The sequence below is a fragment of the Sphingobium yanoikuyae genome, assembly GCF_034424525.1.
Classification (GTDB): domain Bacteria; phylum Pseudomonadota; class Alphaproteobacteria; order Sphingomonadales; family Sphingomonadaceae; genus Sphingobium; species Sphingobium yanoikuyae.
The window spans coordinates 585,882-600,157 of sequence record NZ_CP139979.1 but is presented as its reverse complement, the minus strand read 5'-3'; the positions used below and the strand labels follow the sequence as shown (position 1 = coordinate 600,157).

Sequence of the window (14,276 nt, the reverse complement as noted above, 5' to 3'; positions counted from 1 at the left end):
CTTAGCCGGCGGCCTTGGCGGCCTTGCCGCCCTTGTCGTCATCACCCTTCTTGTCGCCGGCCAGGCGCACCGGTGCCCCGTCGGTCAGCTTCACCACGCCCTCGGTCACGATCTTCTGGCCGGCCTTCACGCCGCCCAAAATCTCGACCAGGCCATTTTGGCGGATGCCGGTTTCGACCTTGGTCCGCTTGGCAGTGCGACCGTCAAGCACGAAGACGAAGCGTTCGTCGCCATCGCCGATCACGGCCAGTTCGGGCACGCCCAGAGACTGGCGCTCGCGCGAGAAGACGCTGACCGTCAGCAGCATGCCGGGCTTCAGCGCCTTGTCGGGATTGGGCATGATCGCCCGGACCCGCACGGCGCGGGTAGCGGGATCAATCACCGGGTCGATCGTTGCGATCGTGCCATTGAACGGCCGGTCGGGCCAGGCCGCGGACACCGCCTTGATCGGCATGCCCTCGCGGATCATCGACAGCCGCGTCTCGGGCACGGTGAAGTCCAGCTTGATCCGCGAAATGTCGCTCACCGTGGCGATCGCGGTGCCGGCGGTGATGACCGCGCCGGGCGAGACCGTGCGCAGGGAGACCCAGCCGCTGAACGGCGCGCGGATGGTGCGGTCGCCGATGCCCGCGCGGGCGAGGTCGGCATTGGCGCGGGCGCTGCTGGCGAGCGCGATCTGCTGCTCGACCGTGGCACCGGTGGCAAAGCCGCGCGATTTGAGCGCCTGGATGCGCTTCAACTGCTGGTCGGCCTGTAGCGCGGTTGCCTCGGCCGCAGCCAGCTCGGCCTTTTCCTGGCCCACGGCCATGCGGGCGATCACCTGCCCCTTGGACACGAAACCGCCATCGGTGAAGTTCAGCACGTCGATCCGCTCGGTCACCGGCGCGGACAGCACCACCTGCTCATTGGCGAGCGCGGTGCCGACCGCCTCGACATTGTCGGTGAAGCGGGTGGGCGCAATCGCCACCGCCTCCACCAGAGCCGGCGGGCGAGCTTTCTTTTCCTTCTCTCCGCCGCAACCGGCAAGACAAAGGGCAACGAGAATGACAGGCAGGGTCGAGCGCATGACGAGGGGCTAACGGGCCTTTGTGACGGACACAACCGCATGGAATGTGTCAAAATGTATCGCAGGGCGGGTAACGAAGCTGGCGCGATTATCCGCCAAGCCGCGCGTGAATCAGAAATTCGACATTGCCTTGCGGTCCGGTGATCGGACTGGTCGTGATTCCAAGCACTTCCCAGCCCTTCTCGCTGACCCAGACAGCCACTTCGTCGCAGACGCGCTGGTGAATGGCGGGATCGCGCACCACCCCGCCCTTGCCCACTTCCTCGCGCCCTGCCTCGAACTGCGGCTTGATGAGAGCGACCAGCTGCGCGCCGGGCCGGGCGAAGCCGATCGGCTTTTCCAGCACCTTGGCCAGGCTGATGAAGCTGGCGTCGCACACGATGATGTCGACCGGCTCAGGGATATGGGCATCGGTCAGGATGCGGGCGCTGGTCTGTTCATGGACGATGACTCGATCGTCGGAGCGCAGCTTCCAGGCGAGCTGGTTGGTGCCGCTGTCGACGGCGTAGACCTTTGCCGCGCCCTTGGTCAGCAGCACGTCGGTGAAGCCGCCGGTCGAACTGCCGACGTCGATCGCGACGAAACCGGTGACGTCGATGCCATATTCGTCGATCGCATGGGCCAGCTTAATGCCGCCGCGCGAGACCCAGGGATGGTCGCGGCCGCGCACGTCCAGTTCGGCGTCGTCCGGCACCTGCTGCCCCGCCTTCTCCACCTTCTTGTCGCCCAGATAGACGAGGCCGGCGAGGATCAGCGCCTGCGCCCGCGCCCGGCTTTCGGCGAGGCCATTGTCGACGAGCAACTGGTCAGCGCGAATCTTGGCCATCAGCGCACCAGTCCGGTGAGGGTCGACGGGGTCAGTAGCTGCGGCAATGTCTGGGCCTCCTTGCCCGGTGCGTACCAAAGGTAGAGCGGCACGCCCGAACGGCCCTGCGCTTCGAGGAAGCGGGTAATCGCCGGATCGGCATTGGTCCAGTCGCCCATCATGACAGTGACGCCCGCCTTCTCGAATGCCGCACGCACCTCCGCCCGCTCGATCGCGGCGGCCTCATTGGCCTTGCAAGTCAGGCACCAGTCGGCGGTGAAATAGAGGAAGACCGGCTTGTTCGCGGCGCGCAGCCCGTCGAGTTTTTCCGCGTCGAAGGCGACGACCGCCCCCTCTCCCGCTGCCGCAACCGCCGGCGCGCGGGCTGGCAACAGCATCGCGGCACCAACCAGCAGGATCGCTGCGCCGACGCCGACCTGCAACCAGCCGCCGCGCCCGGCCCGCTGGCGCATACCCAGCCACCAGAGCAGCAGCACCAACACCAGCGCCGCACCAAGGCCGATGGTCATGCCACCGACGCCGCGCTGCTGACCCAGCAGCCATGCAAGGCCCAGCGCGGTGAGGAACATCGGGATCGCCAGGATGCGCTGCAACCGGCCCATCCATGCGCCGGGACGCGGCAGGCGATTGCGCAGCGCGGGCAGATAGGCCAGCAGCAGGAAGGGCAGCGCCAGGCCAAGGCCAAGGCCGGCAAAAATCGCCAGCGCCGCGCCCAGGGGCAGCACCAGCGCCGTGCCCATAGCCGCGCCCATGAACGGACCGGTGCAGGGCGTTGCGACAAAGGCGACCAGCGCGCCGGTCCAGAAGGCACCGACCATACCGCCCTTCCCTGCCAGTTGGCCACCGCCGCCAAAGGCCGGCAGATCGAACAGGCCAGCCAGGTTGAAGGCTATCGCGCTGACCAGCAGCAGCAGCGCCAGGATGATGCGCGGATCCTGCAACTGGAAGGCCCAGCCGACCGCGCTGCCTGCGGTGCGCAGCCCCAGCAACAGGCTACCCAAAGCCAGACAGGCGGCGATCACGCCAAGGGTGTAAGCCAGCGCCTCACGCCGCGCCGCCCGTTCATCGCCGCCCGCCTTGGCCAGGCTCAGTGCCTTCAATCCCAGGATCGGGAAGACGCAGGGCATGACATTGAGCAGCAGCCCGCCCAGGATCGCCCCGCCCAGCGCCAGCAGGATCGTGCCCGCCAGCCCCTTGGGCGCGATCGCCGCGACCTCGCCGGGCTTGGCGCTCAACAGGAAGCCGACATGGTCGCCAGTACGCAGCACCGCCTGCGCAGCACCGCCCTTGAAGCCCTCGCCCACCTCGGTCTCGACCAGCAGCCGGTCGCCCTCGCGGCTGACCTTCTGCGCGGCGGCGAAGCGGGCCAGCCCGTCGCTCAACGGGAAGAGGTGGACGTCGCGCGCCTGCGCATCGGCCGGGAACGGCACCGACAGGCGCAGCTTGCCATCGACGATCTGATAGGTTGCCTCGCTGCCCAGCGGCCGGGGCAGATGGCTGCGCCAGCCATCGAAGCGCGCCTGCATCGCCGGCACCACCTTGCCATCGCCCGCAACCAGTTCCAGCGCCAGTTCGCCACTTTCGGGCACGCAGATCTTGTCGGTGCAGGCCAGCCATTCGGCCTTCACCCGGATCGGCAGGCGGGTGCCGGCCGCCACATCCGGCGCCACGCCCAAATTGGCGAGCACTGCATAGGGGCCTTCATAGACATGGTTCATCAGGCCCGAAATCAGCAGCGTCTCGGGCACCGGATAGCGCAGCGCGCCGATCGTCACGCCCTTGGGCAGGGTCCAGGTCACGGTCATGCCCAGGCCCGCATCGCCCGGATTTTCCCAATAGCCGTGCCAGCCCTTTTCCGGCTTCATGGCAAAGGCAATGGTCGTACCCTTGCCGGGCGCAGGCGCCGCACTTTCGGCCATCAGCTGCGCGGCAATATGCGCCGGGCCGCCGCCAAAGGCCGCCTGGGCCTGCACGGCCGGCGATGCGATCGACAGCCCCGCCAGCATGGCGAGCGTCACGAATATGACTTGAAAAATCCGCATCGGGCCTCTGGTCGGGTGGATGCAAGGGGGCTAGGTCGCTCCCTATCCGCCGTCAAGGCATGAGAAGGTACCCATAATGTTGAAACACGTCGCCGCTGCCCTGTTGCTTGCCACCGCTATGCCCGTCGTGGCGCAGAGCCCCGCGCCTGCAGCCGCTCCTGCGCCAGCCGCCAGCAGCATTGCCGCGACGCCGCCCAAGCTGATCGTCGCCATCTCGGTCGACCAGTTTTCGGCCGACCTGTTCAGCGAATATCGCCAATATTATACCGGCGGCCTCAAGCGGCTGACCAGCGAAGGCGCGGTCTTCCCGCGCGGCTATCAGAGCCATGCCGCGACCGAGACCTGCCCCGGCCATTCGACCATCCTGACCGGCAGTCGCCCGTCGCGCACCGGCATCATCGCCAATAACTGGTTCGACCTCGACGCCAAGCGCGAGGACAAGAATCTCTATTGCGCCGAGGATGAGAGTCAGCCGGGCAGCAGCAGCGACAAATATGAAGCCTCGCCCCTGCACCTCAAGGTGCCGACGCTGGGCGGCCGGATGAAGGCGGCCAATCCCGCCACCCGCGTCGTGTCGGTCGCTGGCAAGGATCGCGCCGCGATCATGATGGGCGGCGCGACCGCCGATCAGGTCTGGTGGCTCGGCGGGCCGCAGGGCTATGTCAGCTACAAGGGTGTCGCCCCCACCCCGCTCGTCACCAAGGTCAACCAGGCCTTCGCCCAGCGCCTCGCCCAGCCCAACCCCGGCTTCGAACTACCCACCCAGTGCGTGTCGAAGGATTTCCCGGTCCAGGCCGGCAACCGCACCGTGGGCACTGGCCGCTTCGCGCGTGACGCGGGCGACTATAAGGGGTTCCGCATTTCGCCCGAACAGGATGCGATGACCCTCGCCTTCGCCGCCGCCGCGATCGAGAGCATGCAGCTGGGCAAGCAGGCACAGACCGACATCATCTCGATCGGCCTGTCGGCGACCGACTATGTCGGCCACACCTTCGGCACCGAAGGCACCGAAAGCTGCATCCAGGTCGATCGTCTCGACACCGAACTGGGCGCCTTCTTCGACAAGCTCGACAAGGACGGCATCGACTATGTCGTGGTGCTGACCGCCGACCATGGCGGTCATGACCTGCCCGAACGCCACCGCATGAACGCGATGCCGATGGAACAGCGGGTCGACATGGCGCTGACGCCCAAGGCGCTCAACGCCACCATCGCCGAGAAGGCCGGCCTGCCCGGCAAGAAGGTGATCTGGAGCGACGGCCCGTCGGGCGACATCTATTATGACAAGGGGCTGACTGCCGCACAGCGCGCCAGGGTCGAAACCGAAGCGCTCAAATATCTGCGCGCCCATCCGCAGGTGCAGACCGTCTTCACCAAGGCGGAAATCGCCGCCACCCCCTCGCCCTCGGGTCCGCCCGAAAGCTGGAGCCTGATCCAGGAAGCGCGCGCCAGCTTCTACCCCAGCCGCTCGGGCGATCTGCTGCTGCTGCTCAAGCCGCGCGTGATGTCGATCCCCGAACAGGCGGTGATGGGCTCGGTCGCCACCCATGGCTCGCCCTGGGATACCGATCGCCGCGTGCCGATCCTGTTCTGGCGCAAGGGCATGCAGCATTTCGAGCAGCCGCTGGGCGTCGAGACGGTGGACATCCTCCCCAGCCTCGCCGCGCTGATCAAGCTGCCCGTGCCCAAGGACCAGATTGACGGCCGCTGCCTCGACCTGGTCGCCGGCAAGGACGACAGTTGCGCCGGGCAGTAAGCCAGCAGCCGGCGAGGTCGTCTCGCCCGATCCAATTTCGACGCCTCCCCCTCTTGATGGCGGGAGGCGTCGTCATTTGCGGCATGTATCGGCCAGCTCAGACGGCCGCATCCTTCACCGCCTTCTCCTTGCGCACCAGCCGGTCGATCGAGTCCGGCACCAGTCGCTCGGCAAAGCCCGCCAGGAACGCCAGCAACATCATCCGCAATATGTCGCCGGTGTAGAAAAAGCCGAGCCCATTCGACAATTTGGCGATGCCAGACGGTACATCGTCATTGGCGCGCACGACATATTCGGCCTGCCGCACACCAGCCTGGGAGGATGTTTTTTTCGGATCGGCTGGCGGTGATTTGCGTCCTTCCGGCGGGTCGATGATCATCCGCCGCTCGGTCAGGCTGGGAAAGAAGCGCACATCTAGGCCCAGTGCGTCCGTCGAGCCGGATACGACCATCAAATAGAGGACCAGCGCGAAAACGCCCCCGGTCGCGATCGACCCGGCTACGCTTTCCCGACTGAAGTTGAGCGACACCAGTTCATTGAAAGGGTCAGCCAGCAGGATATTCTGCCCCCCAATATCATGAAATTTCCGACTGATGCTGACCACCGCCCCGACCATCCCGGTCAGGAAGACCAGGGTCAGCGCCGCCGGCATCCAGGGCAGGTGCCATGGTGCGCCGGGGAACCAGCCCGGCGTTGGCGTCGTTGCCAGCCAGAAGATCAGCGCAATCGCCACGACCACGCCCAGCACCCGCGACAGCAGCCACCATTTGATCGAGGCAAGCGTCTGCTCACGCCGGGCGTTGAGGATGTAGAGCTGCTGCATATAGGCCGACAGGCTCAACAGATCGGCCCGGATCGCCGCGGCGTCGCCATAGCTTTCCTGCTGCAGCGACGGGGGGCGTGACGCCTCATATTCGATCATCGCCTTCTGGGGCGCGACCCGCCGCATCCGATCGAGCAAGACCCAGCGGCGCGCTACCAGGAAATCGTCCGGAATGATGGCAATCAGTTGGGCGTCCAATTCGACAAAACATTCGAATCGGCTGCGCTGCCCCGCCGCTTCCTCTTCCCATGCCGCCCCGTCCTCGGCGTCCGACGCACCGTCCTCAACCGTTCCGGAAGCCGTGTCTGCTTTAACCACCGCCTGGCCCAGATGAAACCGGAACTTGCGATCGAGCTTGGCAATTTTCTTGAGCGCGCTGGTAATCTCGATTTCCTGCGTCGCGAGGTTAGTGACCGCCGCCTCCATGGGCCCGATCTTTTCGGCCAGGTCCGGCCGCGTCGTCTGCTCGGCGCCATTATCCGAAGACATAGCCTGCAACTGCGCGCGCAATGCCGCCAGATCGCGCAACTGCGCTGCCTGCCGCGCCGACACCCGTTCGCGCTTATGATCCAAATAGGTCCGGGTCGAGGCGATCAGAACGGCGATGCATTGGCCATAGGCCTCCACCACCTCGTTCAGTTTCTCGCTCGGCGCGACCGACGGGGTGTTGACGTCGCCCAACAACAGGCGCGCGAATATATTTCCACTACTGGCCCAAGATAACCGCATGCCCAGCCTCCCGAAAAGAAAGGACTCAATGGCGACCGACCGATTATCTTATCTCGATTGTCTGATGTGGCTCGATATCAGCCAATCCCCATAACTCAGGTCATAGGGGACTCCGAAAATCGGCTCAATTACACCGATCCACTACGGATCATTCTCTTCCGATACAGGACAGGATAGCATCGGAATTGGCCAAATCGGACATGATCGGCCCACTTGTCAGATATTCTCGCCGATCCCGTCCGTGCTTTCCAGCAGCGCATGGACGCGGTGCGGGGCTGACACTTCCACCCGGCTGGTCACTTCGTGCCGGGCCTTGGCCTGGCGCACATTGCTGTCGGCCGGCACGCTTTCGGTCAGCCAGACATTGCCGCCGATGACCGATCGGCTGCCGATGATGATCCGGCCCAGCACCGTCGCGCCGGCATAGATGACGACATCATCCTCGATGATCGGATGGCGCGGCTGCGCCTTTTCGAGCGCGCCCTTCTCGTCCGAGGGGAAGCTGCGCGCGCCCAGCGTCACGCCCTGATAGAGCCGCACCCGATCGCCGACGATCGCCGTCTCGCCGATGACCACGCCGGTGCCATGGTCGATGAAGAAGCCGTGGCCGATGCGCGCGCCGGGATGGATGTCGATGCCGGTATGGGAATGGGCGATCTCGGATATGATCCGCGCCACCAGCGGCGCGCCCAGTTCATAGAGGCGGTGCGCCAGTCGGTGATGAATGATCGCCAGCATCGATGGGTAGCAGATCAGCACCTCGTCCACGCTGCGCGCGGCCGGATCGCCCAGGAAGGCCGCCTCGACATCGCTGTCGAGCAATGTGCGCAGCGCCGGCAGGCTGTGCGCGAACTCGCCGATGATCCGCGCCGCCGCCGCGTCGACTGCGGCAATCGGGTCATCCTTCATCGCATAGATGAGTTCGAGCCGGATCTGGCCATAGAGGCGGCTGAGCACGGTCTGCAGCGTCTCGGCGACATAGGCGTCCTCATTATGCAGTCGCACGAAGCTCGGCCCCAGCCGCAGCGGGAACAATGCGCCGCACAGCGCGCCGGTGATCTTCACCAGATTGGCGCGCGAGGGGAATCCTTCGGCGCCATATTCGGCATGATGCTGCTGTTCCTGCCGCCAGCGACTGCGCGCTGCGGCCAGGTCCGTGACCAGCCGGTCCAGATCCCAATAGCCCACGCCTTCACCCTGCATATCGCCGTCCGCCATTCCCTGCGCCTCTTATCCGATGGGCAACCGGAATAACCCGCGTCTGCGCGACAGGATAAACGAGTTTTGCTTGGGGGTAGCGAGATTCTCTTTGCCGAACGCGCCGGGAGGCCGATCAGACCTTGGCTTCCGGCCTGTTCAGATAGAGGCAGATTTCGACGCGCAGCCCGCCCTCGGGTCGGTTGGCCAGCGTCAGGCGACCGCCCTCCTGCTCCACCGTCTTGGCGACGATGGCCAGGCCCAGCCCCATGCCGCGCGTGTTGCGCTGACGCGCCGTATCGAGCCGGTGGAAGGGCTTCAGCACCTCCTCCAGCCGGTCGCGCGGAATGCCGGGGCCATCATCATCGACGCGGATCAACACCTCATTGTCGTGCCGCGCCACGCTGACCCGCGCACGTACCCCATAATGGAGCGCATTCTCGATCAGGTTGCGCACCGCGCGGCGCAGCGACAGCGGGCGAACCTCCATCTCCAGATGACCCGGCCCGTCATAGATCACATCGTCGCCATGATCCTGGAAGGCGTCGACCACCGTCGCGATCGTGACCGCCACGTCGATCCGCACCGCCGGTTCGGGATTCTTCTCGCCGCCCAGAAAGGCCAGCACGGACTCGATCATCTCGCCCATCTCGGCCAGATCCTCGCCCATCGCCTCGCGAATTTCGGGGTCGTCCACCGCTTCCAGCCGCAATTGCAGCCGGGCGAGCGGCGTGCGCATGTCATGACCGACCGCCGCCAGCGTCTCGGTCCGCTCGTTGATCAGGCGATGGATGCGGGTCTGCATCGCATTGAAGGCGCGGATCAGGTTGCGCACATCATTGGTACCCGCTTCCGCCACCGCCACCTGCTGCGCCAGACCGATCCGCTTGGTGGCATGAGTGAGGTCGCGCAGCGGCGCCAGGGTCCGCCGGATCAGCACGCCGCCCGCAATCAGCAGCGCCAGCACCGGGATCAGCGCCAGGCCGAAGCGGCCGAAGGTGAAGGCCCATTTGCCGCCGCTATGGTGCATGCCGAAATAGAGCCAGCTGCCGTCCGCCAGCTGCAGCCCGCCATTGATCTGCGAGGAGCGTCCGGGCGAATTCAGCCGCAGCCACAGCCGCGATTCATGCAGGCTGGGTTCCCAGTCTACGATCTGCTGCCGCATCCGCGCCAGTTCGGGCGACAGCGGCGGCGGCGGCGGCGCAGCCAGCGTCCAGTGGATATCATAGCGGTCGGTGGTCAGCTGCGCGCTGACCCCGCCGCGCTGGCTGACCGGCGCCTTGGCGACCAGCTTGCGCGCGATCACCAGATGCTCGGCCAGGCGGCGCGCCTCGTCATCCTGCAGCGACAAATGGCTGGCGCGCTCATAGATGAGCGTGCCGACCACGAATTCCAGCAGAACGGTCAGCAGCAATATGCCAAAGATGCGGCCGACCAGCCCGAGCGACCGGCTGAACCGCTGTCGTCTCAAGCGCGCGCGACTTCCGCGTTGAACATGTAGCCGACGCCGCGCACCGTGGTGATCGGCGCGGGCCGGTCCTCGGTCGACAGCTTGCGGCGCAGGCGGCTGACCAGCACGTCGATGCTGCGGTCGCTGCTATCACCCATGCGGGTTCGCGACAATTCGATCAGCCGCTCGCGCGCGATCACCCGCTGCGGATGGCTGAGGAAGCTGCCCAGCAGGTCGAACTCGGCGCCGGTCAGGTCGACAATCGCGCCGGTCGGCGACCGCAGTTCACGGCGCGGGAAGTTGACGATCCAGCCGTCGAAGCGCGCTTCATTCTCGCGCTGCTCGTCAGGGCCACGCTCCACGCCGACGCGGCGCAGGATGGCGCGGATACGGGCGATCAGTTCGCGCGTGCCGAACGGCTTTGGCAGATAATCGTCGGCGCCCAGTTCCAGCCCGACGATACGGTCGGTCTCGCTGCCCTTGGCGCTGATGAAGATGATGGGAACGTCGCTCTTGCGACGGATCTGGCGGCACAGGTCGATGCCGTTGGTGCCGGGCAGCATGACGTCCAGCACGACCAGGTCGACCGGGCCGGCATCGAAGGCCACCCACATTTCCGGACCGGACGAGGCCGGACGGACCTGATAGCCATGTTCCTGCAACGCGCGCGCCGTCAGCGTGCGGAGCGGCGGATCGTCTTCGACAAGGATGATCGAGGGGGCGGTCATGCGCGGAGCAACATCAGGCTGTTCATGATGTTGGGAGATAAGCAGCGACCGGTGGAGGGTCAACCGCAGCTTGCTGCCGAAACAGTTGACGGGGGCCACAGCAACAATTTGTCACGCCGGCGACAGCTCGGCACAAGATAAGGCCCGGAAATACAGCAGATCGGGCCCGCGCGAACGGGCCCGATCCGTAAAGATCAGAAAGCGGCCGAGATCGAGAAGACGACCGTGCTGCGTGCGATCGACTTGCCGAAATTGTCGCCGTCCGCGACCTGGAAGTTGGGACGCAGATAATTTTCCTCGACGCGGGCGATGTCGGTGTCGACATAGGCGATGCTCAGCGTCAGCGGCGTGCCCGGCACGGCCAGGTCGGCACCGACCAGCCAGTCGAGATATTTGCCGGTCGGCGCGACCGACGTGCCGTTCGGGCCCAGGCCGCTATTGCCGTTCGACCAGCCCAGATGCGCCTTCAGGCTGACCGGGGTGTTCGGGATCGCACCGCTGACATCGCCCCAGATGTAGAAATTATCTTCCTTGTCACCCGGCTTGTAGATGGTGCAATCGGCGTCGCTGCACCACTTGCCCAGCGCTTCCTGCTTGGGGGCATAGGCCACGCCGAGCAGACCCTTGACCGGGCCGACCTGGCTCGACAGCTTCACATAGGGTTCGGCGAAGTCGGTCTTGTCGGCGCCCGACGGGTACATGTACCAGGTCAGGCCGAGGTCCAGCGTCGCGCCGCTGTCACCCAGAGGAATGGCATAGCCTGCGAACAGGTCCAGTTCCATGTTGGCGCCGCCAAAGGTGCCCCAGCCCGACAGGTTGGAACCCCAGGTGCCGACATAGACACCGCTTTCATGGGTTGCGGTCAGGCCGCCCTGGATCGCCATGCCGCGATCGGACTGCGAAACACCACGGAAGCGATAATCGGAAACCAGGCCGACGCTGCCGGTCACGGTGACCGGGCCTGCGGGTTCTTCCTGGGCGAAGGCCGGCGCACTCGACATCAGAGCCAGAGCGGCACAAGCGATTTGATACTTCATGAACATTCCCCTTTTACGAAAGAATGTTCCGTCCTGCATCCGCGGCCCGAAGATCTGTTGGAATATCGTCTTCCGTACCGGCGGATGACTACTCGACTATTCTCGCCAGACCTCGGCGCAAACCTCTATCTTCGCATCTGCACAAGGGAAGAGGGGCGCTGTGATATAGCGATCACGGTTCTTTTCCAAAGACCGTTCATATTGTTTCTATTTGATGTCCAAATTGCGTCTGAACATGAAAAAGCCGCCGCATCCGGGGATGCGGCGGCTTTTCTGTCATGCAGGCTCGTGTCAGGCGACGAGCTGGCGCATCCGTCCGGTCGCGCCGAACAGCTCCACCTTGGCGCCCGCGCCGGTGCGGCGATCGGCCCATTCGCGCACCATTTCGGCGCAGGTATGGTCGATATGGGTCAGGCGCTCGACATTGAGGATGACCAGTTGTCCCGCCGGCACCGATTCCAGCTTGGCCGACAGCTTGGGCAGGCTCAGGAAGCTCGCCGTGCCGTGCAGCGCCACTTCATGCGCATCGCCGCGGCTGGCTTCCTCGACGCCAAGACGCAGGCGGCTGGCATGGGGGATCAGTTCGATCAGCGACAGGCCGATGCCCACCAGCACGCCGGTCAGCAGGTCGGTCGCGACAACGCAGATCAGCGTCGCGGCCCACACGATCGCCGGCAGCGGACCATAGAGGTGGAACAGATGCTTGACGTGCGACAGGCTGACGAGGCGGAAACCGGTCACGACCAGGATGCCGGCCAGCGCCGCCATCGGCACTTCGCGCAGCAGCCAGGGCAGCAGGGCGACGAAGCCCAGGATCCACGCGCCATGCAGGATCGCCGACAGGCGGGTCTTGGCGCCGGCCTGGACGTTGGCGGACGAGCGGACGATGACGCCTGTCATCGGCAGCGCGCCAGCAACGCCGCAGAGCAGGTTGCCCACGCCCTGCGCGCTCAGTTCGCGGTTGTAATTGGTGCGCACGCCATCATGCATGCGGTCGACCGCCGCGGCCGACAGCAGAGTCTCGGCACTGGCGATGAAGGCGATGGCAATTGCGGTGGTGATGATGGTCGGGCTCATCAGCTGCGCCAGCAGGCCCTGTTCGGGCAGGCTGATGGCGGACAGGATCGATTCCGGCACGACAACACGGGCGACCGGCAGGCCGAGCGCGAAGGCCACCAGCGTCGCGGCGACAACGCCGACCAGCGCGCCCGGCACCAGCTTCATCGATGCGGGGCGGAACTTCTCCCAGCCCAGCATCGCGCCGATGGTGACCAGGCCGACCGCGAAGGCGGTGGCCGCGTCCTGATTGGTGAGGCCCAATATCTGGCCCGGCATCGCGATCAGATTGTGCAGGCCGCTCGACAGCGGCTTGTCATCGAACAGCACATGGAACTGGCCGACGACGATCAGCACGCCGATGCCCGCCAGCATGCCATGCACGACGGCCGGCGAAATGGCGCGGAACCAGCCGCCGACCTTCAGCAGGCCGGCGACGATCTGGATCGCGCCTGCCAGGATCAGGATGGGGCCAAGGGCCGACAGCCCCTGTTCCCGCACGATTTCGAAGACGATGACCGCAAGACCGGCCGCCGGACCGCTGACCTGCAGCGGCGAACCCGCCAGCAGGCCGACGACCAGGCCGCCGATGATGCCGGTGATCAGGCCTTTTTCCGGCGGCACGCCGGAGGCAATGGCGATGCCCATGCACAGCGGCATGGCCACCAGGAACACGACGATCGACGCCGTGAAGTCGCGGCTGAACGTGCCGCCGGAAAAGGCCTTCAACATGATTTACTCCGCAGCTTGTGCGATGAGCGATTCGCCGGCCAGGCGACGCCCATGCGGCAGCGCCACGGGCAGCTTCTGCCCTTCGCGCAGCACCGAGAAACGACCGGTTTCGCCGTCCAGGCCCAGGACCTGGCCGGCATGGATGTCGACATACCAGCCATGCAGGGCGATCTCGCCGCGGGCGATGCCCGACGCGACCGACGGATGGGTGCGCAGGTGCGACAGCTGCACGACGACATTTTCCAGCGCCATGTTGCGCAGCTTTTCGGCGGCATCCAGGTCGGCAGGATAGGATTCGCGGCACAGCTTCTGCGCGGCATGGCTGTGGCGCAGCCAGGCGGCGACATTGGGCATGCCGGTCAGGTCGGCGTCGGTGGCCAGCGCCTTCATCGCGCCGCAGTCGCTGTGACCGCACACGATGATGTCGCGCACGCCCAGCACCATGACGGCATATTCGACCGTGGCGGTCACGCCGCCCAGCTGGCTGTCATGCGGCGGCACGATGTTGCCGGCATTGCGGCAGACGAACAGGTCGCCCGGCTGGGCCTGCATGATGTGCTCGGGAACGATGCGCGAGTCGGCGCAGGAGATCATCAGCGCCTTGGGGCTCTGACCATGGCTGGCCAACTGATTGTAGAGCGTGCTTTCGTTCGGGAAGACCTTGGTCTCGAAACTGAATACACGACCGATAAGCTCGTTCATGGCTTTCATCCTCTTATTGCTATTGCGTTGCCGGTCAGGGGGCGGACCGGCCTAGCTTGCAAAATACGCAGCAGATTTTGCTGCGGCGCAGCGGAATTGTTAAAAATCATGTCTGGGATGCAAAGCGCCCGA

At 65.5% G+C, this 14,276-nt stretch carries 11 protein-coding genes; 1 reads left to right on the top strand and 10 read right to left on the bottom strand.

Annotated features, from left to right (window positions below):
• Position 1 precedes the first annotated feature (1 nt).
• The 3 genes from U0025_RS02760 to U0025_RS02750 all read right to left on the bottom strand — a co-directional run bounded on the left by U0025_RS02760 (position 2) and on the right by U0025_RS02750 (position 3,934).
• Entirely contained in the window at positions 2-1,066 is a 1,065-nt protein-coding gene (locus tag U0025_RS02760; protein ID WP_004211087.1) for an efflux RND transporter periplasmic adaptor subunit, read from the bottom strand.
• 88 nt (positions 1,067-1,154) lie between these two features.
• A complete protein-coding gene (locus tag U0025_RS02755; protein WP_004211086.1) occupies positions 1,155-1,892 on the bottom strand; it encodes a TlyA family RNA methyltransferase in 738 nt (245 codons plus the stop codon).
• The gene (locus U0025_RS02750; protein ID WP_004211085.1) at positions 1,892-3,934 is read right to left on the bottom strand and encodes a protein-disulfide reductase DsbD family protein; all 2,043 of its coding nucleotides are present in this window, start codon (positions 3,932-3,934) and stop codon (positions 1,892-1,894) included. Before U0025_RS02750 ends, U0025_RS02755 begins: the two co-directional genes overlap by 1 nt.
• Positions 3,935-4,010: 76 nt before the next feature.
• On the opposite strand from U0025_RS02750, the gene U0025_RS02745 reads away from it, so the two are divergent.
• On the top strand, positions 4,011-5,690 hold the full coding sequence (locus U0025_RS02745; protein ID WP_004211084.1) for an alkaline phosphatase family protein: 1,680 nt from the start codon (positions 4,011-4,013) through the stop codon (positions 5,688-5,690).
• Positions 5,691-5,787: 97 nt separating this feature from the next.
• On the opposite strand, the gene U0025_RS02740 is transcribed toward U0025_RS02745, so the two are convergent.
• The 7 genes from U0025_RS02740 to U0025_RS02710 form a co-directional block, all read right to left on the bottom strand.
• On the bottom strand, positions 5,788-7,242 hold the full coding sequence (locus tag U0025_RS02740) for a hypothetical protein (RefSeq protein ID WP_004211083.1): 1,455 nt from the start codon (positions 7,240-7,242) through the stop codon (positions 5,788-5,790).
• Between the two features lie 216 nt (positions 7,243-7,458).
• Positions 7,459-8,460 carry a serine O-acetyltransferase EpsC gene (gene epsC / locus U0025_RS02735; RefSeq protein WP_004211082.1) on the bottom strand — a complete coding sequence of 334 codons (1,002 nt, stop codon included), beginning with the start codon at positions 8,458-8,460 and terminating at the stop codon, positions 7,459-7,461.
• Positions 8,461-8,575: 115 nt separating this feature from the next.
• Positions 8,576-9,910, bottom strand: coding sequence for an ATP-binding protein (locus U0025_RS02730; RefSeq protein ID WP_004211081.1), 1,335 nt, complete (start codon positions 9,908-9,910; stop codon positions 8,576-8,578).
• Positions 9,907-10,617 (bottom strand): response regulator, encoded by a 711-nt coding sequence (locus tag U0025_RS02725; RefSeq protein WP_004211079.1) that lies wholly within the window; start codon positions 10,615-10,617, stop codon positions 9,907-9,909. The genes U0025_RS02730 and U0025_RS02725 overlap by 4 nt, the downstream gene beginning before the upstream one ends.
• 194 nt (positions 10,618-10,811) lie before the next feature.
• Positions 10,812-11,660 carry a TorF family putative porin gene (locus U0025_RS02720; RefSeq protein ID WP_010337000.1) on the bottom strand — a complete coding sequence of 283 codons (849 nt, stop codon included), beginning with the start codon at positions 11,658-11,660 and terminating at the stop codon, positions 10,812-10,814.
• Between the two features lie 285 nt (positions 11,661-11,945).
• Complete coding sequence (locus tag U0025_RS02715; RefSeq protein ID WP_004211076.1) at positions 11,946-13,442, bottom strand: SulP family inorganic anion transporter; 1,497 nt, start codon at positions 13,440-13,442, stop codon at positions 11,946-11,948.
• A gap of 3 nt (positions 13,443-13,445) precedes the next feature.
• A complete protein-coding gene (locus U0025_RS02710; RefSeq protein ID WP_004211075.1) occupies positions 13,446-14,144 on the bottom strand; it encodes a carbonic anhydrase in 699 nt (232 codons plus the stop codon).
• Positions 14,145-14,276 lie beyond the last annotated feature (132 nt).

Coding starts and splice junctions, on each gene's coding strand:
- U0025_RS02760 (WP_004211087.1), bottom strand. CDS start 1,066: ATGCGCTCGACCCTGCCTGTCATTCTCGTTGCCCTTTGTCTTGCCGGT.
- U0025_RS02755 (WP_004211086.1), bottom strand. CDS start 1,892: ATGGCCAAGATTCGCGCTGACCAGTTGCTCGTCGACAATGGCCTCGCC.
- U0025_RS02750 (WP_004211085.1), bottom strand. CDS start 3,934: ATGCGGATTTTTCAAGTCATATTCGTGACGCTCGCCATGCTGGCGGGG.
- U0025_RS02745 (WP_004211084.1), top strand. CDS start 4,011: ATGTTGAAACACGTCGCCGCTGCCCTGTTGCTTGCCACCGCTATGCCC.
- U0025_RS02740 (WP_004211083.1), bottom strand. CDS start 7,242: ATGCGGTTATCTTGGGCCAGTAGTGGAAATATATTCGCGCGCCTGTTG.
- epsC (WP_004211082.1), bottom strand. CDS start 8,460: ATGGCGGACGGCGATATGCAGGGTGAAGGCGTGGGCTATTGGGATCTG.
- U0025_RS02725 (WP_004211079.1), bottom strand. CDS start 10,617: ATGACCGCCCCCTCGATCATCCTTGTCGAAGACGATCCGCCGCTCCGC.
- U0025_RS02720 (WP_010337000.1), bottom strand. CDS start 11,660: ATGTTCATGAAGTATCAAATCGCTTGTGCCGCTCTGGCTCTGATGTCG.
- U0025_RS02715 (WP_004211076.1), bottom strand. CDS start 13,442: ATGTTGAAGGCCTTTTCCGGCGGCACGTTCAGCCGCGACTTCACGGCG.
- U0025_RS02710 (WP_004211075.1), bottom strand. CDS start 14,144: ATGAACGAGCTTATCGGTCGTGTATTCAGTTTCGAGACCAAGGTCTTC.